Genomic DNA, 21993 nt, shown 5'->3' with positions numbered 1-21993 from the left:
CCGCGGCCGTGGCGCGACTGCGGCTAGAATGGCGGCCTGATTCCGCCAGATCCCTCATCACCATGACCGCCAACGTCCAACGCACCTTCGTCCTGACCCTGCTCGTGCTGCTGATGGTCGGCACCCGCATCAACCATTTCGCGCCGATCCCGGACGCGTCCTGGGCGGTGTTCTTCATCGGCGGCTTCTACCTGCGCGGCTGGACCCGCTGGGCGTTCCCGCTGCTGATGGCGCTGGCGGTGGCGATCGACTGGGCGGTGATCAGCGGCCAGGGCATGGATTTCTGGGCGCACTACTGCGTGTCGGCCGGCTACTGGGCGCTGGTCCCGGCCTATTTCGCGATGTGGGCCGGCGGCATGCTGCTGCGCCACGCCTACACCGGCGCCAGTTGGCGTGCGCTGGGCCTGTTCGCCGCCAGCCTGGTCGGCGCGGTGGTGGTGTGCCACCTGTTCGCGCAGGGCGGTTTCTACTGGACCAGCGAAGTCGTCGCCGAGCCGACCGTGGCCGGCTGGTTCAAGAACTACACCGACTGGCTGCTGCCGTACATGCGTACCGCGGCCCTGTACACCGGCATGGCCGCGCTGGCCCAGGTTGCCGCCGAGGCGTTCGCGCGCCAGGCGGCCGCCGACCGCATCGCGCACTGAGCGGCCGCGCACCATGGGCAACCGGCTCTCCAAAATCTATACCCGCACCGGCGACGACGGCACGACCGGGCTGGGCGACGGCAGCCGCACCGGCAAGGACTCGCTGCGGGTCAATGCCTACGGCACCGTGGACGAGGCCAACTCGGCCATCGGCGTGCTGCTGGCGGTCACGCTGCCGGACGACGTGCGCGCGCTGTTGACCACCATCCAGCACCAGCTGTTCGACCTCGGCGGCGAACTGTGCATTCCCGGCCATGCCGCGATCCAGGGCGCCGACATCGACGCGCTGGAACGGCACCTGGACCGCTACAACGACGACCTGCCGCCGCTGAAGGATTTCATCCTGCCGGCCGGCGGCGAGGCGGCCGCGCGCTGCCACCTGGCCCGCACCATCGTGCGCCGTGCCGAGCGCGAGGCGGTGGCCCTGGCCCGGGTCGAGGCGGTGCGCGGCGAGGCGGTGCGTTACCTGAACCGCCTGTCCGACCTGCTGTTCGTGCTGGCGCGGGTGCTGGCGCGGGCCGACGGCCACGGCGAAGTGCTGTGGAACCACGAGCGCCGGCGCGCCTGATTCCCCCCGCGGGCCGCGCACGCCCGGGCGCGGCCGGTTACAGTGCCGGGCATGCTCGTATTCACCCACACGGCCTGCCTGGGCCATGACCCCGGCCCCGACCATCCCGAATCGCCGGAACGGCTGCGCGCGGTGCTCGACGCGCTGCGCCAGGCGTTCCCGGAGCAGCTGGACTGGCGCCAGGCGCCGCCGGCCAAGCTCGGCGAACTGGCGCGGGTCCACACCCGCGAGCTGATCGACGACATGCTGCAGGCGCAGACCGCGCCGCTGCGGCGGATCGACCTGGATACCTTCACCTCGCCGGGCTCGGCCAGCGCCGCACTGCATGCCGCCGGCGCCGGCGTGGCCGCGGTCGACGCGGTGATGCGCGGGCCCGGGCGGCGCGCGTTCTGCGCGGTGCGCCCACCCGGGCACCACGCCACCGCCGACACCGCGATGGGCTTCTGCCTGTTCAACAACATCGCCGTGGCCGCGGCCTACGCCCGCGACGTGCACGGGCTGGAACGGGTCGCCATCGTCGATTTCGACGTCCACCACGGCAACGGCACCCAGGCCATCTTCGAGACCGACCCGCGGGTGGCCTACTACAGCAGCCACGAGTCCGGCCTGTTCCCGTATTCGGGCAACATGCGCGAGCGCGGCGTGGGCAATGTCTGCAACATCCTGCTGCCGCCGGGCAGCGGCGGATTCCGCTTCCGCAATACCTGGGCCGACGAACTGCTGCCGCTGGTGGACGCCTTCCGCCCGCAGCTGCTGTTCGTGTCGGCCGGCTTCGACGCCCACCTGCACGACCCGCAGGCCGACCTGATGGTCGAGACCGAGGACTTCGGCTGGCTGACCGCCGAGCTGGCGGCGCTGGCCGACCGCCATGCCGACGGCCGCCTGGTCTCCATGCTCGAGGGCGGCTACGACCTGCAGGCCCTGGCCGAATGCAGCGTGGCCCATGTCGGCGCCCTGCTCTCCCGGTGACGGACGCATGAACCCCGTCCGGCGGCCAGGGCCGGTCTTCATTGCCCCCATGCAGGCGATGCGGCAAGCTAGCGGCCGTTTTCACTGAATCCGATCCGCGTGCGCCCAGCCCTCCGCCTGCTTCCCCTGCCCCTGAGCGTCGCCTTCGCACTGTCGGCGATGGCCAGCGAGAAGCCGGTGAACTGGAACCTGTGCCCGGCCACCGACGTGCTGCCGGCGTTCGACGAGGCGCCCAAGGCCGACCCGGCCGCGGCCGCCACCCGCGACCAGCTGCCCACCGACATCGAGGGCGACCAGCTCTCCGGCACCAGCGTCATCCCCCAGTACCAGGGCAACGTCGCGCTCAAGCGCGGCGACCAGTTCATGGGCGCCGACAACCTGCGCTTCGACACCGAGACCGGCAACTACATCGCCGACGGCAACGTGCGCTATTCGGACTCGTCGATCCGCCTGACCGCCAAGCGCGCCGAGGGCAACCAGGAAACCGACAGCCACAAGATCAGCGACATCAGGTACCAGCTGGTCTCGCGCCGCGGCAACGGCAGCGCCGACTCCATCGACCTGCAGGGCTCGGTGGGGCAGATGCACCGCTCCACCTACACCACCTGCGATCCGTCGCAGCCGGTGTGGAAACTGGCCGCGCCGCAGATCGAGGTGGACAACGACGAAGGCTTCGGCACCGCCCGCAACGCGGTGCTGCGCGTCGGCAAGGTGCCGGTGATGTACATGCCGTGGTTCAAGTTCCCGATCGACGACCGGCGCCTGACCGGGCTGCTCTATCCCAAGCTGAGCCTGTCCGGGCGCAACGGCTTCGACTACGCGCAGCCGATCTATTTCAACCTGGCGCCGAACTACGACGACACCCTGACCCCCCGCTGGATGAGCCGGCGCGGGCTGATGCTGGACAACGAGTTCCGCTACCTCTACGGCGGTGGCCGCGGCCAGCTGGACACCGAATGGATGCCGCATGATTCGCTGCGCGACCGGGAGCGCGGCAAGATCGCCTACAACGGCTACCACAACGTGGACCGGCACTGGCAGGCGCGCGCCAACCTGGCCTGGGTCAGCGACGAGCGCTACATGGAGGATTTCGCCAACCGCCTGCTCGGGGTGACCGCCTCCAACCTGCAGAGCACCGCCGGCCTGTACGGCACCGGGCGCACCTGGACCGCCGGGCTGATGGCCGACCACTGGCAGCTGACCGACTACACCCTGACCGAGGCCGCCCTGCCCTACAGCCGCCAGCCGCGCCTGTTCGGCACCTGGGACGACAGCTTCGGCCGCTGGCTGGAAACCGGCGTCTACGCCGAGGCGGTGCGTTTCACCCACGATGACATCCACGGCAAGGCCATCGTCGACGGCGAGTACGTGCGCGACGGCAGCCTGACCCGGGTGGACGGCGGCTCGCGCCTGGACATCAAGCCCTACGTGTCGATGCCGCTGGCCGGTGCGGCGTGGTACATCACCCCGACCCTGGCCTGGCGCTACACCGCCTACGACCTGGACCGCGGCCTGGCCGACAGCATCCGCCGCAACCAGCTGGTGGCCGACGGCATCGACCCGGCCACCGCCACGCCGGAGCAGCTGCGCGGCAATACCACCCCGCACCGCAGCCTGCCCATCGCCAGCCTGGACATGGGCCTGTTCTTCGACCGCGAGACCGAGATCGGCGGCAAGTCCTACCTGCATACGCTGGAGCCGCGGCTGTTCTACCTGAACACCCCGTACCGCGACCAGCGCGACCTGCCGCTGTTCGACACCCGCGCCTTCACCTTCAGCTGGGGCCAGCTGTTCCGCGATTCGCGCTTTACCGGCGCCGACCGCCAGAACGACGCCAACCAGCTGACCACGGCCTTGACCACGCGCCTGATCCGCCAGGCCGACGGCCGCGAGAAGCTGTCGGCCAGCATCGGCCAGATCTCCTACTTCGATGACTCCAGGACCACCCTCGGCAGCGGCGATGCCATCGTCCAGCAGGGCAACTCGGCCTGGGTCGCCGACGTGAACTGGGCGATCAACGACCGCTGGACCCTGGGCAGCACCTACCAGTGGAACCCGAAATACCGCAAGGAAGACCTGGCCAGCGTCCGCGCCCGCTACCTGATGCCCGGCGACGGCGTGGTCAACCTGACCTACCGCTACCGCCGCAACCCCAGCACCAACGTCGACCAGCTCAAGCAGGCCGACCTGTCGTTCCTGTACCCGATCAACCCGCGCTGGAGCATCGTCGGCCGCTATTACTACTCGATGCTCGACAACAAGCCGCTGGAAATCATCGGTGGCGTGCAGTGGGACAGCTGCTGCCTGGCGGTGCGCGCGCTGGCCCGCCGCTATGTGCGCAACCGCGAGGGCGACATGAACAATTCCCTGCAGGTCGAGTTCGTGCTCAAGGGCCTGAGCTCGGTCGGGCAGGACACGGACCGCACCTTGCGCCGTGCTATTCTCGGCTACAACCGAGACGACCTGTACCTCGTTCCGCCCAGCAACATCGAGGCGAACGACGACGACTACGATCCGAACCTGATTCCATGACCAAGACCCTATCCGCAGTCCTCGCCACCCTGCTGGCGCTTGCCGGCGTGTCCGCACCGGCCGCCGCGCAGCAGACGCAGCCGCTGGACCGCATCGCCGCCGTCGTCGACGAGGACGTGATCCTGCAGAGCGAACTGCAGCGCGCGATCAACAACATCAAGGCGCAATACGCCGGCCGCGAGCACCAGCTGCCGCCGCAGGGCGTGCTTGAACGCCAGGTGCTCGAGCGCCTGGTGCTGGTCAAGCTGCAGGTGGCCCGTGCCGAGAGCAGCGGCATCCGGGTCAGCGGCGAGGAACTGAACCAGGCCATCGCCAGCATCGCCCAGCAGAACGGCACCAACGTGGACGGCCTGCGCCAGCGCCTGGCCCAGGACGGCATCGGCTTCGACGACTTCCGCAGTTCGGTACGCGAGGAAATCATCACCCAGCGCCTGCGCCAGAGCTTCGCGCAGAGCCGCATCAGCGTCAGCGAGGGCGAGGTGGACGCGGCCCTGGCGCAGCAGAACGCCGGCGGCATGCAGTACCACCTGGCGCACATCCTGGTGGCGCTGCCCGACGGCGCCAGCGCCGAGCAGATCGCCACCGGCCAGAGCAAGATCGACGGCATCAAGAACCTGATCGGCAAGGGCGAACTGGACTTCGCCGCCGCCGCGGTGCGCTATTCCGACAGCCCCAACGCGCTGGAAGGCGGCGACCTGGGCTGGCGCAGCCTGGACGAGATCCCCAACGCGTTCTCCGCGCAGATCAAGGCGATGAAGGCCGGCGACGTGATCGGCCCGATCCGCGGCCCCAGCGGCTTCCAGCTGCTGAAGCTGGTGGAAGTGCGCGACAGCGACAACGCCGCCGGCACCCATACCGTCACCGAGTACCACGCCCGCCACATCCTGGTGCGCGTGACCGACCAGGTGGACGACGCCGCGGCCAAGGCGAAGATCGAGACCCTGCGCGCGCGCATCGCCGGCGGCGCCGACTTCCAGGCCGTGGCCAAGGAATCGTCCGACGACGCCAACAGCCGCGGCCAGGGCGGCGACCTGGGCTGGTTCCCGGCCGATGCGTTCGGCCCGGACTTCGGCCGCCAGGTCGAGAGCGTGCAGGACGGTGGCGTCACCGCGCCGTTCCGCACCGATGCCGGCTGGCACATCGTGCAGCGCGTGGCCACCCGCCAGACCGACGTGACCGACGACAACAAGCGCGCGCAGATCCGCGACCAGATCGGCCGCCGCAAGCTGGACGACGAGTACAACCGTTTCCTGCAGGAGCTGCGTGGCGACGCCTACGTCAGCTTCCGCACCGGCGACCGCGCCGAGGGCACCGCCGGGCCGGACGCCGGCGCGTCCGAACCGGCCAAGCCCTGATCCCATGGTTCCCCAGCTCGCTCTGGTCCCGGGCGAGCCTTCCGGGGTCGGCCCGGAACTCTGCGTCCGCCTGGCGCAGCAGCCGCGCGTTGATTGCCGGCTGCTGGCATTCGCCGACCCGGACACGCTGCGCGGCGCCGCCGCCGCGCTCGACCTGCCGCTGAACCTGCTGCCCGAGGACGCCACCGCCACGGCGCCGGGCGACCTGCGCCTGCGCGCGGTGCGCAACGCCGCGCCGTCGCGCTTCGGCCAGCCCGACCCGGCCAACGCCCGTGCGGTGATCGACGCCCTGCTGGGCGCCGGCCAGGCCTGCCTGGCGGGCGAACTCGATGGCGTGGTCACCGGCCCGGTGCACAAGGCGGCGATCAACGACGGCGGCATCGCCTACAGCGGCACCACCGAACTGCTGGCCCACCAGGCCGGGGTGGAGGTGGTGATGATGCTGGCCAACGCGCACATGCGCGTGGCCCTGGCCACCACCCACCTGCCGCTGCGCGAGGTAGCCGACGCCATCACCGCCGACCGCCTGCGCGCGGTGATCGCCACCACCCACGCCGCGCTGCGCCGCGACTTCGGCCTGGCGCGGCCGCGCATCGCCGTGCTCGGGCTGAATCCGCACGCCGGCGAGGATGGCCATCTTGGCCGCGAGGAACTGGACGTGGTCATCCCGCTGCTGCAGCGGCTGCGCGGCGACGGCCTGGACCTGGCCGGGCCGCTGCCCGCCGACACCGCGTTCCTGCCGGCCAGGCTGCGCGGCTTCGACGCGGTGCTGGCGATGTACCACGACCAGGGCCTGCCGGTGCTCAAGTACAGCGGCTTCGAGCAGGCGGTGAACATCACCCTGGGGCTGCCCTACCCGCGCGTGGCCGTCGACCATGGCACCGCGCTCGACCTGGCGGGCAAGGGCACGGCCGATCCCTCCAGCCTGCAGGCCGCCACCGCGCTGTGCGCGCGGCTGGCCGCACACCGTAAAATCCCCCGATGAATTCCTCCCACGCCCCGCGCGCCGGCGCCGGTTTCACCGCGCCGGCGAAGAAGCAGCTCGGCCAGCATTTCCTGGCCGACGCGCACTACGTCGAGAAGATCGTGCTGGCGGTCAACCCGCGGCCCGGCGACCGGCTGGTCGAGATCGGCCCCGGCCAGGGCGCCATCACCTTCCCGCTGCTGCGCCGGCATCCGCAGCTGACGGTGATCGAGTTCGACCGCGACCTGATCGCGCCGCTCACCGCCGCGGCCGCGCCGCTGGGCGAACTGACCATCGTCCACCGCGACGTGCTGCAGGTCGATTTCACCGAGCTGGCCGGCGGCGCGCCGATCCGGCTGGTCGGCAACCTGCCCTACAACATCTCCTCGCCGATCCTGTTCCATGCCCTGGAACACGCCGCGGCGATCAGCGACATGACCTTCATGCTGCAGAAGGAAGTGGTGGACCGCATGGCCGCCGCGCCGGGCAGCAAGGTCTATGGCCGCCTGAGCGTGATGCTGCAGGCCTGGTGCCAGGTGACCTCGCTGTTCGTGGTGCCGCCGGGCGCGTTCCGGCCGCCGCCGAAGGTGGACTCGGCGGTGGTGCGGCTGGTGCCGCGCGATCCGGCCACGGTCGGCATCGCCGATCCGGCGCACTTCGCGCGGCTGGTCAAGGCCGCCTTCGGCCAGCGCCGCAAGACCCTGCGCAACGCACTGCACGGCCTCGTCGACGAGGCCGGTTTCGCTGCCACCGGGGTGCGCAGCGACGCGCGCGCCGAGCAGCTGGACGTGGCCGAATTCATCGCCCTGGCCAACGCCACCGCTGCCTGACGTCCGCTCACCCCGCTTTTGCTTACACTTGCCCGCATGGATGATTCCCGCCAGTACGCGATCGAGATCGAGGTGTCGCCTCGCTTCATCGACGAGCAGTCGGCGCCCGAGGACGGGCGCTACGCGTTCGCCTATACGATCCGCATCCACAACCGCGGCAGCGTGCCGGCGCGGCTGATCAGCCGCCACTGGCGCATCACCGACGGCAACGGCCGCACCGAGCACGTGGATGGCGACGGCGTGGTCGGCGAGCAGCCGCGGCTGCGCCCGGGCGAGGAATTCCGCTACACCTCCGGGGTCATGCTCGGCACCGAGCGCGGCACCATGCAGGGCCACTACGACATGCTGGCCGACGACGGCACCGAATTCGCCGCGCCGGTCGCGCCGTTCGTGCTGTCCATTCCCAGGACCCTGCACTGATGGCGACCTGGGCGATCGGCGACCTGCAGGGCTGCTACGACGTCACCCAGCGGCTGCTGGAGAAGATCAACTTCGACCCGGCCGCCGACCGGCTGTGGTTCTGCGGCGACCTGGTCAACCGCGGCGGCCAGTCGCTGGAGACCCTGCGCCTGGTGCATTCGCTGCGCGAGCACAGCGTGGTGGTGCTGGGCAACCACGACCTGTCGCTGCTGGCCGTGGGCGCGCGCAGCGCCGAGGAGCAGCGCAAGGTCAACCCCGACCTGCAGCGCGTGGTGCTGGCCGAGGACCGCGACGTGCTGCTGGACTGGCTGCGCCAGCAGAAGCTGGTGCACGTGGACCGCGGCCTGGGCTGGATGATGTTCCATGCCGGGCTGGCGCCGAAGTGGACGGTGGCGATGGCCGAGCGGCATGCGCGCGAGGTCGAGCAGCAGCTGCACGGCAACGGCTACCGCAAGCTGCTGCGCAACATGTACGGCGACGGCCCCAGCTGGGCGCCGAACCTCACCGGCTACGACCGTTCGCGCGCGATCATCAACATCTTCACCCGCATGCGCTACTGCACGCCGCGCGCGCGCATCGGCATGGAAGACAAGGGCACGCCGGGCACGCAGCAGCTGGGCATGTACCCGTGGTTCGAAGTCCCGGGCCGGGTCGAGCGCGAACTGAAGATGGTCTGTGGCCACTGGTCGGCGCTGGGCCTGACCATCACCCAGGGCGTGCACGCCATCGACACCGGTGCGGTGTGGGGCGGCAAGCTCACCGCGCTGCAGCTGGACAGCGAGGAACTGCGCGTGGTCCAGGTCCCCGGCCGCGACGTGCCGGCGCCGGTACCCGGCGCGCATCCGCCACGGCGGCCACCGGCCGAGCGCCGGCCCGATGCCGGCGCCGAGGCGCAGGGTGAACGCCGCGAACGGCGCCGGCCACGCCGGCACCGGCCGCACGGCGGCGGCAACAATGGCAACAACAACAGCAGCAACGGCAACCCGACGGGCACGCCGGGCAACCACGGCGGCGCCACGCCCACGCCGTAAGCGCTCAGGCGCCGGGCTGCAGCACCTGGCAGGCCTCCAGGCAGTTGCCGTCGGCATCGTGGAAGCGGAAATACACCACGCCGTCGCCGCGCTCCAGTTCGCCGACACGCACGCCGCGGCGTTTCAACGTCGCGCAGGCCGCCGCCGCATCGGGCGTGGCGAAGATCGGAAACGCCCCCTGCGCGCGCGGATCCGGCGCCGGCCCGCCGGCCTGGCGCTGCCACAGGGTCAGGCTCGCGCCCTGCGCCAACGGCAGCACCGCCAGGCATTCGCCGGCATCCACGTACGTCGCCTGCAGGCCGAGTTTGGCGGCGTACCAGTCAGCGGCGGCCTGGTAATCGGCCACCGGCAGGACGAAGGTGTCGATCCGGTCGAACAGTGCGGTCATGCCCGTCTCCTGGGGTTGGAAGGTAGCTGCATCGGGTCGGCCGAACGGCATCGCTGGCACAACGGCGCAAACGACCGCGCTGCGACTACCCGGAAAGACCGGAGCGGGGCTCGCCCCGCTGGGCTTGTCCGGGGATGCCCCCTGCGGGGCACCCCGCGCCGCTACGCGGAACGCCGCAGGTAATGGGCGAAACGGAAGGCGAACGCATGCCGCGCATCGGCCGGATGCGGCTGGCTGTCCACTTCCCGCCACACGGCGGGGTCGACCTCGGGGAAATGGGTGTCGGCCGCGACCTCGGCATCCACCCAGGTCAGGTGCAGGTCGGTGGCCTGGTCGATCAGCAGCCGGTAGATTTCGCCGCCGCCGATCACGCACAGTTCGTCGGCAGCCTCCCCGGCGGCCATCTCCCGGGCCTGCTCCACCGACGCCACCGCGTGCATCCCCGCGAACGGCACCTGCCCGCCACGGGTCAGCACCAGGTTGGTCCGGCCCGGCAGCGCGCGCCCGAGCGACTGCGCGGTCTTGCGCCCCATCAGGATCGGCTTGCCGAGGGTCAGCGCCTTGAAGTGCTTGAAGTCGTCGGGCAGGTGCCAGGGCATGGCGTTGTCGCGGCCGATCCCACGGTTGCGGTCCAGCGCGGCGATGAGCGACAGCTTCATCACACCGCCACCGGCGCCTTGATCGGCGGATGCGGGTCGTAGCCGTCGATGCGGATGTCGTCGTAGCTGAAGCCGAACAGGTCGGTCACTTCCGGGTTCAGCCACAGCGTCGGCAGCGCGCGGGGCGCGCGCGCAAGCTGTTCGCGGGCCTGCTCGAAATGGTTCGAATACAGGTGCGCGTCGCCCAGCGTGTGCACGAAATCGCCCACGCCCAGCCCGGTGGCCTGGGCCACCATGTGGGTCAGCAGCGCATAGCTGGCGATGTTGAACGGTACGCCCAGGAAGATGTCGCCGCTGCGCTGGTACAGCTGGCAGCTGAGCTTGCCGTCGGCCACGTAGAACTGGAACAGGGTGTGGCAGGGCATCAGCGCCATCTGCGGCAGCTCGCCCACGTTCCAGGCGCTGACCACCAGCCGCCGCGAGTCCGGGTTGCGCCGGATCTCGTCCAGCAGCCACTGCATCTGGTCGATCTGGCGGCCGTCGGCGGCGGCCCAGCTGCGCCACTGCCTGCCGTAGACCGGGCCGAGGTCGCCGTTGGCGTCGGCCCATTCGTCCCAGATGCCGACCTTGTTGTCCTTCAGGTAGGCGATGTTGGTGTCGCCCTTCAGGAACCACAGCAGCTCGTGGATGATCGAGCGCAGGTGCAGCTTCTTGGTGGTGACCAGCGGAAAGCCTTCGCCGAGGTTGAAGCGCATCTGCCAGCCGAACACGCTGCGGGTACCGGTGCCGGTGCGGTCGGCCTTGTCGGTGCCGTGTTCAAGCACGTGCCGCAGCAGGTCCAGGTACTGCTTCATTCTTCGCCTCCGGCCAATGACTTCATTCTTCGCCTCCGGCGAAAGACGCCTTGTCCCCGGCCGGTACCGCCGGCTGCAGCGTAGGCGCACGCCGCGACATGGCCAGCAGCACCAGTCCGAGCACGATCAGTGGCACGCTCAGCAACTGGCCGCGGGTGAACCAGCCAAAGGCCAGGTAGACGCCGTTGTCGGGCATGCGCACGAACTCGACCAGGAAGCGGAAGCTGCCGTACATCAGTGCGAACAGGCCGGACACGGCATAGCGCGGGCGCGGCTTCATCGAATACGTCCACAGCACCACGAACATCACCAGCCCTTCCAGCAGCGCTTCGTACAGCTGCGAGGGATGGCGCGCGTACTGGGTCAGCAGGCCGGCCGCATAGTCCTGGCGGATCTGCGCGGCCGACATCAGCTGCTCCATGGTCGGCAGGCCGGCCGGCACGTCCTTGAGCGGCGCGTGCGGGAACACCACGCCCCAGCCGGCGTGGGTGAACTTGCCCCACAACTCGCCGCCGACGAAGTTGCCCAGCCGGCCGAAGCCCAGCCCCAGCGGCACCAGCGGCGCGACGAAATCGATGGTGTCGAAGTAATGCAGCGCGTGTTTGCGGGTCCACCACCAGCCGGCGGCCATGACCCCGAGCAGGCCGCCGTGGAAGCTCATCCCGCCCTCCCAGACGCGCAGCAGCAGCAGCGGGTTGTGCAGGAAATCGGCGGTGGCATAGAACAGCATGTAGCCGATGCGCCCGCCCAGCACCACGCCGAGCATGGCGTAGAACAGCAGGTCGGAAAACGCGTTCATGTCCACGCCCGGCAGGCGCCCGGCGCGGATGCGGATACGCCCCAGCCACCACGCGGCGGCGAAACCGAGCAGGTACATGATGCCGTACCAGTGCACCTTGATCGGCCCCAGGGAGAAGGCGATGGGGTCTATGTCGTGGAGATAGAGCATGCAGGCGGGTCCGGCGGACGAGTCCCTATTCTCGGGGCAGCGCCCGCGGGGCTCAACCGCCGCGTCACCCGAGCAGCTGCGGACGGTCAGGCAACTCGTTGTCGCGCGGCGCGTCCGGATCGGCCGGAAAATGCTCGGCCAGCATTTCCGAGAGGGTTGCGATGGCCGCCAGTACCGCGGCCTCCAGGTCGCCCTCGCGCCGGCGGCGGCCGAAATCCTCGCAGACCTGGCGCCACTGCGCCGCGTCGATGCGCCCGTGCAGGCCACGGTCGGCCACGATCTCGACGGCGTGGTCGGCCAGCAGCAGGTAGAGCAGCACGCCGTTGTTGTCGCGGGTGTCCCAGGTCCGCAGCAGCGCGAAGGCATGTTCGGCGCGTTCGCGCGGCGAGACCCCGCGCCACAATGCCGCCAGCGGCAGGTCGGACTCGACCGCGAACATCAGCTGGGCGCTGTGGCGGCGCTCGCCCTCGGCAATGGCGCGGGCGATGCGGTCCAGGCTGGCGGCGGGAAACCGCGCATGCGCCGACGGCGAAAAGACATGCCGCAACCAGCGCATCACCAGCTCCCCGAGGCGCCACCGCCTCCCGAACGCCCGCCGCCGCCGGACCAGCCGCCACCGCCGAATCCGCCGCCACCGAAGCCACCGCCGCCAAAGCCGCCACTGCCAAAGCCGCCACCGCGGGCGAAGCCCCCGGGCGAGAGCCCACCCAGCGACAGGAAGAACGCCACCGCCGCGGCGACGCCGCCGCCGGCCAGCGACAGCAGCAGCCAGCCGGCCCCCCCGGCCAGCAGCGCCGCCAGCAGGCCTTTGGCCGGCCGCGAGCGGCGCGCGAACAGCAGCCGCGCCAGCATCGAGGCGATGCCGCCGATGAACAGCGCGACGAAGAAGGTGGCGTCGCTGCCGCCGGGCTCACGGTTGCTGGCCACCGGCGCCGGCAGCGGCTCGCCGTCGATCAGCCGCACCAGCACCGCGGTGGCCTCGGCGATGCCGCCGGCATAGTCGCCGTTGCGGAAGCGCGGCGCCAGGTATTCCTGGATCACCCGGTTGGCGATGGCGTCGGGAATCGCGCCCTCCAGGCCATAGCCGGGCTCGATGCGCACGCGGCGGTCGTCCCGGGCCACCACCAGCAGCACGCCGTCGTCCACGCCCTTGCGGCCGATGCCCCACTGCTCGAACACGCGGGTGGTGTACTGGGCGATGTCCTCCGGCCGGGTGCTGGGCACGATCAGGATCTGCAACTGGCTGCCCTTGCGCTGCTGCAGGGCCAGCGCCTGCTCCACCAGCGCCTGGCGCTGCGCCGCGTCGAGGGTGCCGGTGGTGTCGACCACCGGCGAGTCCAGCGGCGGGATCGGCGCCAGTTGCTGCGCCATGGCCGTGCCCGGCCCGGCCAGGCCGAGCAGGAACGCCAGCAGCAACAGACGCAGCACGCGGTTCATCGGCTCACTGCGCCGGCGCGGGTGCCGGCGGCGGGGTCTGCGGCTGCGGTTGCGGCCGGGTGCCGAAATCCACCGCCGGCGGCTGTGCGATCTGCGCTTCGTTGTCCACACTGAAGTTCGGCTTGGCCTGGTAGCCGAACAGCTTGGCGGTGATCACCTGCGGGAACGAGCGGATGTAGGTGTTGTAGTCCTGCACCAGCTGGATGTAGCGCCCGCGCGCCACGGTGATGCGGTTCTCGGTGCCTTCCAGCTGCGCCTGCAGGTCGCGGAAGTTCTGGTCGGACTTCAGCGTCGGGTAGTTCTCGCTGACCACCAGCAGCCGCGACAGCGCGCTGCCCAGTTCGCCCTGCGCCTGCTGGAACTGCTGCAGCGAGGCGGCATCGTCGGCGTTGACCTGGATCTGCCCGACCCGGGCGCGCGCATTGGTGACCTCGGTCAGCACCTGTCGCTCCTGCTGGGCATAGCCCTGCACGGTGTTGACCAGGTTGGGGATCAGGTCGGCGCGGCGCTTGTACTGGTTGAGCACCTCGGACCAGCCGGCCTTGACCGCCTCGTCCTTCTGCTGGATGGCGTTGTAACCGCAGCCGGAGATCGAGCCTGCCACGAGGGCAAGCAACACGAGGCGGAGGAAGGGGCGCATGGGCGGGTCCTGGTTGGCCGGAACCGCAAGCATGCCACCACTGCCGTGCAGCGTGTGCATACGACAGGGGCCGACGCGTGCCGGCCCCTGTGGGTAGCGCGCCACCGGCACCCGGCCGGCGGCGGGCAACGGCTTACCAGTTGTCCGCGCCGGGGATGTGGTGCTGCCTGGCGTTGCGCCGCATCAGCAGGTTCAGCCACTCCACCATCACCGAGAAGCCCATCGCGGCATAGATGTAGGGCTTGGGCACGTGCAGGTCCAGGCCGTCGAGCACCAGCACCGCGCCGACCAGCAGGATGAACGCCAGCGCCAGCAGCTTGACGGTCGGGTTGGCGTCGATGAAACGGCCCAGCGGGTTGGCCGCCAGCAGCATCACCGCCACCGACAGCAGCACCGCGCAGACCATCACCGGGACGTGGTCGGCGATGCCAACGGCGGTGATCACCGAATCCAGCGAGAACACGATGTCGATGATCGCGATCTGCGCGATCACCGTGCCGAATGCGGCCGATGCCTTGGTGGTGGTCGGGTCCTGGTCCTCGCCGCCGCTGACCAGTTCGCGCACTTCCTTGATGCCCTTGTAGAGCAGGAACAGGCCGCCGACGATCAGCACCAGGTCGCGGATCGAGATGCCCATGCCGGCGACGGTGAACAGGTTGCTCTCCATGTGCGCCAGGTAGGCCAGCGACACCAGCAGCATGATGCGGGTGATGCAGGCCACGGCGATGCCGACCCGGCGTGCCAGCGGCCGGCGGTGCTCGGGCAGCCGGCCCACGGCGATGGAGATGAACACCAGGTTGTCGATGCCCAGCACGATTTCCAGCGCACTGAGCATGAACAGGGTGACCCATACGTTGGGGTCGGCAAGGAACTCAAAAGACATGCAGGCAATCCTTCAACAAAGACAATCCGCCGCGGTCGCGCGCGGCGGCGAGGTTCAGAAAATCCGGGGCACCAGGATCAGCCCCCAGCACAGCAGCACATTCATCATCATCACGAACACCGCTGCCGAGCCCATGTCCTTGGCGCGACCGGCCAGCACGTGGAACTCCGGGCCGTAGCGCTCGATCACCGCCTCGATGGCCGAATTGGCCAGCTCCATGGCCAGCACCAGCAGCAACGAGCCGACCAGCAGCACGCGCTCCACCGGGGTCTGCCCCAGCCACACCGCCACCGGGGCGAGCAGCACGAACAGGTACACCTCCAGCCGGAACGAGGATTCGTGCCGCCAGGCCGCGGTCAAACCCTGCCAGGACCAGACCGCCGCCTTGAGCACGCGCGCCGGGCCGCGCGGCAGGTTGCCCATTTCGTCAGCCATGCGCGCGGCCCTCGGTCGAGCCGGCGCGGGTGGCCGGGACGGGGCGGGAACGGGAAATATCCATGCAGGCGGCCGTGGCGATGAACAGCGCAGGATTCTGCCACACGCGCCCTGCCGGCGCCCTGTCGCCCGCTCGCACAGGCTCGCGGAGGCAGCCGTGCGCCGTCACGCCAGGGCGCCGGGGCCGCCACCGGCAGCGGCCGGGTCAGGGGGAGGCGGTGCCGTCCACGCCCTGCTCGGGCTGCGCGGCGTCGCGCGCGAAACGCACCGTCACCGTGGTGCCCCGCCCGGGCTCGCTCTGCAGCTCGATGCGCCAGCCGAAACGCTCGCACAGGCGATGCACGATCGGCATGCCCAGGCCGTGGCCCTGGCGCCGCTCCGGCTCGACCCGGAAGAACGGCTCGAAGATCCGCGCCAGCGCCTCGGGCGACATGCCGATGCCGGTGTCGCGCACCACCACCCGGTCGGCCTCCACGTAGGCATCGACGCGGCCGCGGTCGGTGTAGTTGCAGGCATTGCGCAGCAGGTTGCCGACCACCACGTGCAGGACCTGCGGCGGCACCCGCAGCGGGCTGGCGGCGGCGACGTGGACTTCCAGCTCCACCGGCCGCCCGGCCAGGCTGCCGCGGGCATTGGCCGCCTCGTAGCGGACCACGTCGGCCACCTCGACCCACTCGGCCTGCGGCTCGATGTTGGCCTCGCGCGCCAGGATCAGCAGCGCGTCGATCAGCGCCTCCATGTCGCGGCCGGCGCGCTGGATGCGCTGCAGGCTGCGCTGCAGCCCGGGGCTCAGCTCCTGCGCGCCCAGCGCCATGTCGCTGGCCATGCGGATCACGGTCAGCGGCGTGCGCAGCTCGTGGCTGGCATCGCGGGTGAAATTGCGCTCGCGCGCGACATGGTCGCCAATGCGCCCGGCCATGGTATGCAGGGCACCGGCCAGCTGCCGCACCTCGCCCTGCACGTCGGCCGGCAACCGCTCCGGCGCCAGTTCGCTCGCGTCCGGGTACAGCGGGTCCCACTGCGACACCCGCCGCGCCAGCCAGGTCACCGGCGACACCACCCGGTGCGAGACGTGGTAGGTCAACCACGATGCGCCATACACCGCCAGCAGGATCAGCAGCACCGGCACCACCCCGAACCAGAACGCCAAGTGCTGCGCCTGCGAGCGCAGGAACACCAGGTACAGGCGCCCGGCGGGCTTGTCGTCCACCAGCACCAGTTCGTCGGCGTCGCCGACCTCGTGGAAGCCCGGCGCCAGCCCGCGCAGGTCGGCGGGCAGGCTCAGCGGCGACTGCCCGGTCTCCAGCAGGTAGCCGCGGACATTGCTGGTGTTGGGCGGCGGCTGCACCGGCGAGGCCTGGTACAGCTCCCAGTAGTGCGCGGCCTCCTGCCTGAGCAGCGCGTTGACCAGGCCGAACTTGACCACCAGCAGCACCAGGTAGCCGCCCAGCAGCACCGCAAGGCCGGCCAGCAGTGCCTGCAGCATGAAAGCGGTCCTGATCTTGCGCGGCAACCCGTGCAGCATTGCGGTCCCGTGGTGGTCCAGTGCGGTTAGGGGAAGAGCACGCCGGCGCGGGCCGTGGTACGGCCCGCCCGGTCGCGACGGATCACGCTTCCCCGCATGCCTCAGCCCATCGGCTGGGCGATATCGGCAATACGGTAGCCCGCGCTCTGCACGGTATGCAGCAACGGCCGGTCGAACGGCTTGTCGATGATCTTGCGCAGGTTGTACAGGTGGCTGCGCAGGGTGTCCGAGTCGGGCAGGCCGTTGCCCCAGATCTCGCGCTCGATTTCCTGGCGGGTCACCACCCGCGGCGATTCGCGCATCAGGATGGTCAGCAGGCGCAGGCCGATCGGCGACAACTGCAGCTCGGTGCCGGCGCGGGTGGCGCGCATGCTGACCGGGTCCAGCACCAGGTCGGCGACCTTGAGCACCTCGGCGCCCACCTGGCGGCGTTCACGGCGGATCAGCGCGCGCAGGCGCGCTTCCAGTTCCTGGATGGCGAAGGGTTTGGTCAGGTAGTCGTCGGCGCCGAACCCCAGCCCGGTCAGCTTGTCGTCCAGGGTGTCGCGCGCGGTGAGCATCAGCACCGGGGTGGACTTGCGCGCCTCGTTGCGCAGGCGGCGGCACACCTCGATGCCGTCCAGCCGCGGCAGCATCAGGTCCAGCACCACCACGTCGTAGCTGTTTTCCGCCGCCAGCCGGTAGCCGTCCAGGCCATCGCAGGCATAGTCCACCTCGAATCCCTTGCTTTCCAGGTATTCGCCGATCATCTCGGAAATGTTGCGGTTGTCCTCGATGACAAGCACCAGTCCGGACGATTCCTTGGTCTGTCGCATGGAGCCTCCTCGTTCTTCAGCTTTGTGAAAGATGCCGTACCCCGAGTGGATCCCATGTGAAGAAACCACGCCCTGTCGCGCGCGGTTCGCCGGACCGGTGCTGCACCTATGCTATGCGCGCCTTCCCACGGACCCGGACATGCCCGCCCCACCCTTCACCGCCTATCTGTACCCGGTACTGCTGCTGGTCGCCAGCAACGTATTCATGACCATCGCCTGGTACGGCCACCTGAAGTACCGTTCGGCGCCACTGCTGACGGTGATCCTGGTCAGCTGGGGCATCGCCTTCTTCGAGTATTGTCTGCAGGTGCCGGGCAACCGCCTGGGCGCGGCGGTCTATTCCGCGCCGCAGCTCAAGGGCATGCAGGAAGTGATCACCCTGGTGGTGTTCGCGGTGTTCTCCGCGGTCTACCTGGGGCAGCCGCTGAAATGGAACCACTGGGCGGCGTTCGCGCTGATCGTGGTCGCGGCGCTGCTGATGTTCAAGGAATGAGCCCGCGCGGCGGCGCCATGCCGCCGCACGGATGACGCCGCCCCGGCGCTCAGTCCGCGACCGGCGCCTTTTCGACCCAGGCCGCGAACACCTCGCCGATCCGGCGTTCGTCGACCGCCCGCCCCGCCTGCACGGCGTCGGCCTGGGTGAACAGCGGCACGATCATCGCCATGCCGTCGACCGGCGTCTTCAGCCGCGCGCCCGGCGCCTGGCCGAGGAAGCCGTCCCAGTGCCGGCGCACGCGCGCCCAGTAGCCGGCGGTGGCGTTCCAGTAGGCGCGGGCCGGGCTGAAATCCACGTCCGTGGTGCGCACGTAGTCGTTGAAACCGAACTCGCGCGCGATTTCGTGCTGCCCGCCATCGGCGTCGCGGCGTACCTTGGTGTTGAACTGTTCGTGGGTCCAGCCGTTGGGGGTCAAAGTGTGGCGGTTGACCATGGCCAGGGCGTTGTAGTCGCTGCGCCGGGTGTACTCGCGGCGTGGCAGCGGGCGCCAGCCCGGGTCGCTGGTCCAGCTGGGCACGCCGTTGTCGTAGCGCCAGCGACCGGTGCCGCAGTAGCGCGGCGCGTCGCTGACTTCATAGACGCATTGGGTCCAGGCGCCGCGGGTGAGGTCGGCGGGAAGCGCGCGCACCCGCCAGGTCTGGTCGGCGCTGAACTCGAAGCGCACCGGCGCCTCATAGGTCCAGTCCTGGCGCCAGTGCTTGGTGACGTGGCCGCTGGCCGGATCCACCAGCAGGTGCTGCAGCACGATGCGGGTGGGGGTGTCCTCGACCACGACCACCAGTTCGTTGCCGCCGCTGCGCATCGCCGGGGCGCGCGCATAGCCGGGCTGCAGCAGCACGGTTTCGTCGAAGGCGAAATCCACCGTGTACTCGCCCTGCATGCGCACGATGGTGTCGTGGTCGCGGGCGGGGTCGGCGGGCGCGGCGACCGCGCCGGCACTGGCGGCGCAGGCCAGCAGCAGGCTGGCGCAATGCGGTTTCTTCATGGGTTCCTCGGGGGCGGTGGGAAGGCCGTCCATGGCCGGGTGACGCTCCATCGGGGGAGGGAAGCAGCGGTTGGCGCCGCTCACCAGGCCAGTGACAGGCTGGCCGATACGGTGCGACCGGGGTTGCTGAAGCGGTCGCTCACGCGGCTGGAAGCGGCCAGGGTGCCGGCCAGGCTGGACCATTCGATGTAGCGGCGGTCGGCCAGGTTGAACACGCCGACCTGGGCGGTGGCGCCCGGCGCGAAGCGCCAGTGCGCCATCAGGTCGAGCACGCCGTAGCCGGCGGGACGGAACGCCTCGGCGCTGGCGACCCGGCCCTTGCGGCGGGCGACGCTGCCGGCCAGCTCCATACCCCAGTCGTCGCGGTCGTAGGCCAGCCCGAGGCTGCCGCGCAGCGGGTCCACCGTGTCCAGCGGCACGCCTTCGCTGAGGTTGCGCCCGCGCGACCAGGCCGCCGCGCCGCGCAGCGACCAGCCGGCCAGCCGCGCATCCAGCGCGCCCAGCTCCAGCCCCGCCTTCAGTTCGGCGCCATGGATGCGCGCGTCGGCGATGTTCTGCGACTGGAACACCATCAGCCCCTGCGCGTTGGTGCCGACGTAGCGCTGCGATTCGATGAAGTCGCGGTAGTCGTTGCGGTAGCCGCCGAGGCTGGCCCACAGCGCCGGCCCCACGTAGCGCACGCCCAGTTCCAGGCCATGGCTGGTTTCCGGTTTCAGGTCCGGGTTGGGAATGGCGGTGTAACCGAACAGGACGTTGGTGAAGCCCAGGTTGACGTCGTTGTACGGCGGCGAGCGGAAGCCGCGCGCGTAGCCGGCGAACAGCGACCAGCGCGGATCCAGGCGCCAGACCATGCCCAGCTTCGGCGACACGCTGGTCTTGCGCAGCGACGCCAGTGCCACGCCGGGGTTGTCGCCGCTGAAGATCGCGTCGGCCTGCGGCTCGAGCCGGTAGTGGTCCACGCGCACGCCGGGCACCAGCGACAGGCGGCCGCCGGCCAGCCGCACCTCGTCCTGCAGGTACAGGCCCAGCTCGGTGGTGCGGGTGACCGGGAAGTCGCGCACCGGGAACGCGTCGGGCAGGATCGTGCTGCTGGTGCTGCCATTGGCCAGCACCTGGTAGCCGTCGCGCTTCTGCCGGATCCGGCTCCAGGTGCCGTCCAGGCCCCAGGTCAGCGCATGTTCGGCCGCGCCGGTGACCAGGCGCTTGTCGAACTGCGCCTGCGCGCCATGCACCCGCTGGTCGAAGTCGAACACGCGGTGGCGGCGGCTGCGGTTGGCGCGGTCCTCGTCGGTGACCTGGGTGGTCTCGCTGTCCTGGCGGTACAGCTGCCAGCGCAGGCTGTCGGCGAAGGCCGCGTCCAGCGCGTCCATTTCATGCGCCAGCGACACCCGCGCGCGGGTCTGCCTGTCGTGCGCCTTCATGCCGATGGTGGTGACGTGGTCGATGGCCGACAGCACGTCGGTGTCGGTGACGTCCTCGTTGCCCTCCACGGTCAGGCGCAGGCGCTGGCCGTCATCGGGCGCATAGACCAGCTTGGACAGCACGCTGCGGCCGTCGCGCTGCTGCGGATTGGGTGCGGTGCGGGTGTTGTCGGCACTGCGCACCCGGCCCTTGTTGCCGGTTTCCTGGCCCTGGCGGTGGTTGACGTTGACCATGCCGCTCCAGCGCGCGCCGCCGAAGGCGGTGGTCACCCCGCCGAGCAGGCCCTGCCAGTCGCCGTCGTAGCCCAGCTTCAGGCCGACGTAGGCGCCCTTGCCGTCGCCCAGGTAATCGGCCGGGTCCTTGGTGACGAAGGCGACCACGCCACCCAGCGCGTCGGAGCCGTACAGCGAACTGGCCGGGCCGCGCACGATTTCCACCCGCTTGAGCGTTTCCAGGTCGGTGAAGTCGCGGTTGGCGCTGGCGAAGCTGCCGATGGCGAAGCTGCGCGGCATGGCGATGCCGTCGGTCTGGATCAGCACGCGGTTGCCGTCCAGCCCGCGGATGCGGAAGCCGCCCAGGCCGAAGCGGGCCACGCTGCGGGTCACCGAGATGCCCGGTTCGTAGCGGACCAGGTCGGCGATGTCGTGGACGAGCTGCCGGTCCAGTTGTTCGCGTTCGATCACGTCGACCGTGGCGGCGACGTCGGCGACCGCGCGGCCGGTGCGGGTGGCGGTGACCTGGACGCGTTCCAGGTCGTGGGCATCGGCCGGCGCGGCTGTGGCCGGGGCGGCATGGGCGGGAAACAGCGTCGCCCACAGGGCGGCGCTCAAGGCGGCGGGACGGATCATGGGTACCTTGAATCGAACGGTTGACCCCCGGCGCAGCGGCCGGCCGCCGTGGCGGCCCGGCCGTGGCCGAGGGGGAGAGAAGATGCGATTCAGGCGGACATGACGCGCAGCGGCGCGCCGGCTGGCGGCGAATGCGGCCGGGGTTACTTGGTGAGGATCAGCTTGTCGTTGCTGGTATGGCGCAGGCGGTAAACGCGGTCGCCATGGCGGATCAGGATCTCGCGCTGGCCCTTCAGCAGCGCGCCGCTGTCGATCGCGTCATCGACGGCCAGCGGTCGCGGGGCGGGGCGCTGCGGCAGGTGCAGGGTACGGGGACGGAGCAGGACAGGTTGGGCGAACATCGCGGCGGTTCCGTGGCGGGGACGGAATTGATGATAATGATTCTCATCCGCGATGCAAGAGGG

The 21993-nt window shown here is 70.3% G+C and carries 24 protein-coding genes; 10 read left to right on the top strand and 14 right to left on the bottom strand.

The genetic code is table 11. From position 1 onward, the window contains the following. The first annotated feature begins 62 nt into the window (after positions 1–62). The 9 genes from AC06E6_RS01250 to AC06E6_RS01210 all read left to right on the top strand — a co-directional run bounded on the left by AC06E6_RS01250 (position 63) and on the right by AC06E6_RS01210 (position 9313). The gene (locus AC06E6_RS01250) at positions 63–644 is read left to right on the top strand and encodes a hypothetical protein (protein ID WP_478060003.1); all 582 of its coding nucleotides are present in this window, start codon (positions 63–65) and stop codon (positions 642–644) included. 13 nt (positions 645–657) lie between these two features. Next, on the top strand, positions 658–1212 hold the full coding sequence (locus AC06E6_RS01245; protein WP_104940265.1) for a cob(I)yrinic acid a,c-diamide adenosyltransferase: 555 nt from the start codon (positions 658–660) through the stop codon (positions 1210–1212). A 51-nt stretch (positions 1213–1263) separates the two neighbouring features. Beyond that, the gene (locus AC06E6_RS01240) at positions 1264–2181 is read left to right on the top strand and encodes a histone deacetylase family protein (protein WP_478060002.1); all 918 of its coding nucleotides are present in this window, start codon (positions 1264–1266) and stop codon (positions 2179–2181) included. A gap of 99 nt (positions 2182–2280) precedes the next feature. Beyond that, positions 2281–4713, top strand: coding sequence for an LPS-assembly protein LptD (gene lptD / locus AC06E6_RS01235; RefSeq protein WP_478060000.1), 2433 nt, complete (start codon positions 2281–2283; stop codon positions 4711–4713). Continuing rightward, a complete protein-coding gene (locus AC06E6_RS01230) occupies positions 4710–6068 on the top strand; it encodes a peptidylprolyl isomerase (protein ID WP_240213221.1) in 1359 nt (452 codons plus the stop codon). The genes lptD and AC06E6_RS01230 overlap by 4 nt, the downstream gene beginning before the upstream one ends. A 4-nt stretch (positions 6069–6072) precedes the next feature. Next, positions 6073–7053, top strand: a complete 981-nt coding sequence (pdxA, locus tag AC06E6_RS01225; RefSeq protein ID WP_478059999.1) for a 4-hydroxythreonine-4-phosphate dehydrogenase PdxA — start codon at positions 6073–6075, stop codon at positions 7051–7053. Next, positions 7050–7862 (top strand): 16S rRNA (adenine(1518)-N(6)/adenine(1519)-N(6))-dimethyltransferase RsmA, encoded by an 813-nt coding sequence (gene rsmA / locus AC06E6_RS01220; protein WP_313255750.1) that lies wholly within the window; start codon positions 7050–7052, stop codon positions 7860–7862. Before pdxA ends, rsmA begins: the two co-directional genes overlap by 4 nt. Positions 7863–7898: 36 nt before the next feature. Beyond that, a complete protein-coding gene (gene apaG, locus AC06E6_RS01215) occupies positions 7899–8282 on the top strand; it encodes a Co2+/Mg2+ efflux protein ApaG (RefSeq protein ID WP_104939559.1) in 384 nt (127 codons plus the stop codon). Next, a complete protein-coding gene (locus AC06E6_RS01210; protein WP_104939560.1) occupies positions 8282–9313 on the top strand; it encodes a symmetrical bis(5'-nucleosyl)-tetraphosphatase in 1032 nt (343 codons plus the stop codon). The genes apaG and AC06E6_RS01210 overlap by 1 nt, the downstream gene beginning before the upstream one ends. A 4-nt stretch (positions 9314–9317) precedes the next feature. Here AC06E6_RS01210 and AC06E6_RS01205 read toward each other — a convergent pair whose 3' ends face one another. The 11 genes from AC06E6_RS01205 to AC06E6_RS01155 form a co-directional block, all read right to left on the bottom strand. Then, a complete protein-coding gene (locus tag AC06E6_RS01205) occupies positions 9318–9701 on the bottom strand; it encodes a VOC family protein (RefSeq protein ID WP_158681900.1) in 384 nt (127 codons plus the stop codon). A 161-nt stretch (positions 9702–9862) separates the two neighbouring features. After that, positions 9863–10360, bottom strand: a complete 498-nt coding sequence (locus AC06E6_RS01200) for a dihydrofolate reductase (RefSeq protein WP_313248153.1) — start codon at positions 10358–10360, stop codon at positions 9863–9865. After that, the gene (locus AC06E6_RS01195) at positions 10360–11154 is read right to left on the bottom strand and encodes a thymidylate synthase (RefSeq protein WP_161613828.1); all 795 of its coding nucleotides are present in this window, start codon (positions 11152–11154) and stop codon (positions 10360–10362) included. The genes AC06E6_RS01200 and AC06E6_RS01195 overlap by 1 nt, the downstream gene beginning before the upstream one ends. 22 nt (positions 11155–11176) lie before the next feature. Then, complete coding sequence (lgt, locus tag AC06E6_RS01190) at positions 11177–12103, bottom strand: prolipoprotein diacylglyceryl transferase (RefSeq protein ID WP_478059995.1); 927 nt, start codon at positions 12101–12103, stop codon at positions 11177–11179. Between the two features lie 64 nt (positions 12104–12167). After that, the gene (locus AC06E6_RS01185) at positions 12168–12659 is read right to left on the bottom strand and encodes a TPM domain-containing protein (RefSeq protein ID WP_478059993.1); all 492 of its coding nucleotides are present in this window, start codon (positions 12657–12659) and stop codon (positions 12168–12170) included. Further along, complete coding sequence (locus tag AC06E6_RS01180) at positions 12659–13540, bottom strand: TPM domain-containing protein (protein WP_478059992.1); 882 nt, start codon at positions 13538–13540, stop codon at positions 12659–12661. Before AC06E6_RS01180 ends, AC06E6_RS01185 begins: the two co-directional genes overlap by 1 nt. Before the next feature lie 4 nt (positions 13541–13544). Further along, positions 13545–14180, bottom strand: a complete 636-nt coding sequence (locus AC06E6_RS01175; RefSeq protein WP_104940266.1) for a LemA family protein — start codon at positions 14178–14180, stop codon at positions 13545–13547. Between the two features lie 133 nt (positions 14181–14313). Then, positions 14314–15063 (bottom strand): TerC family protein, encoded by a 750-nt coding sequence (locus tag AC06E6_RS01170; RefSeq protein ID WP_104939566.1) that lies wholly within the window; start codon positions 15061–15063, stop codon positions 14314–14316. A 54-nt stretch (positions 15064–15117) separates the two neighbouring features. Further along, complete coding sequence (locus AC06E6_RS01165; RefSeq protein WP_104939567.1) at positions 15118–15498, bottom strand: diacylglycerol kinase; 381 nt, start codon at positions 15496–15498, stop codon at positions 15118–15120. A gap of 205 nt (positions 15499–15703) precedes the next feature. Next, on the bottom strand, positions 15704–17023 hold the full coding sequence (locus tag AC06E6_RS01160) for a sensor histidine kinase (protein WP_104939568.1): 1320 nt from the start codon (positions 17021–17023) through the stop codon (positions 15704–15706). Positions 17024–17124: 101 nt separating this feature from the next. Further along, positions 17125–17838, bottom strand: a complete 714-nt coding sequence (locus AC06E6_RS01155; protein WP_054667567.1) for a response regulator transcription factor — start codon at positions 17836–17838, stop codon at positions 17125–17127. A gap of 139 nt (positions 17839–17977) precedes the next feature. Here AC06E6_RS01155 and AC06E6_RS01150 point away from each other — a divergent pair, with 139 nt between their 5' ends. Beyond that, positions 17978–18331: a DMT family protein gene (locus AC06E6_RS01150; RefSeq protein WP_054667569.1), complete on the top strand. Its 354-nt coding sequence runs from the start codon at positions 17978–17980 to the stop codon at positions 18329–18331. A 49-nt stretch (positions 18332–18380) separates the two neighbouring features. Here AC06E6_RS01150 and AC06E6_RS01145 read toward each other — a convergent pair whose 3' ends face one another. The 3 genes from AC06E6_RS01145 to hemP form a co-directional block, all read right to left on the bottom strand. Then, complete coding sequence (locus AC06E6_RS01145) at positions 18381–19319, bottom strand: DUF6607 family protein (RefSeq protein WP_478059990.1); 939 nt, start codon at positions 19317–19319, stop codon at positions 18381–18383. 80 nt (positions 19320–19399) lie between these two features. After that, complete coding sequence (locus AC06E6_RS01140) at positions 19400–21589, bottom strand: TonB-dependent hemoglobin/transferrin/lactoferrin family receptor (protein ID WP_478059989.1); 2190 nt, start codon at positions 21587–21589, stop codon at positions 19400–19402. A 143-nt stretch (positions 21590–21732) separates the two neighbouring features. Then, positions 21733–21930 carry a hemin uptake protein HemP gene (gene hemP, locus AC06E6_RS01135; RefSeq protein ID WP_240213233.1) on the bottom strand — a complete coding sequence of 66 codons (198 nt, stop codon included), beginning with the start codon at positions 21928–21930 and terminating at the stop codon, positions 21733–21735. Positions 21931–21993 lie beyond the last annotated feature (63 nt).

The sequence above is a fragment of the Stenotrophomonas sp. Steno-Z10-HUANG genome, from assembly GCF_056393075.1.
Note: the sequence above shows the minus strand (reverse complement) of the source record. Positions and strands in the feature narration are given on the sequence as shown.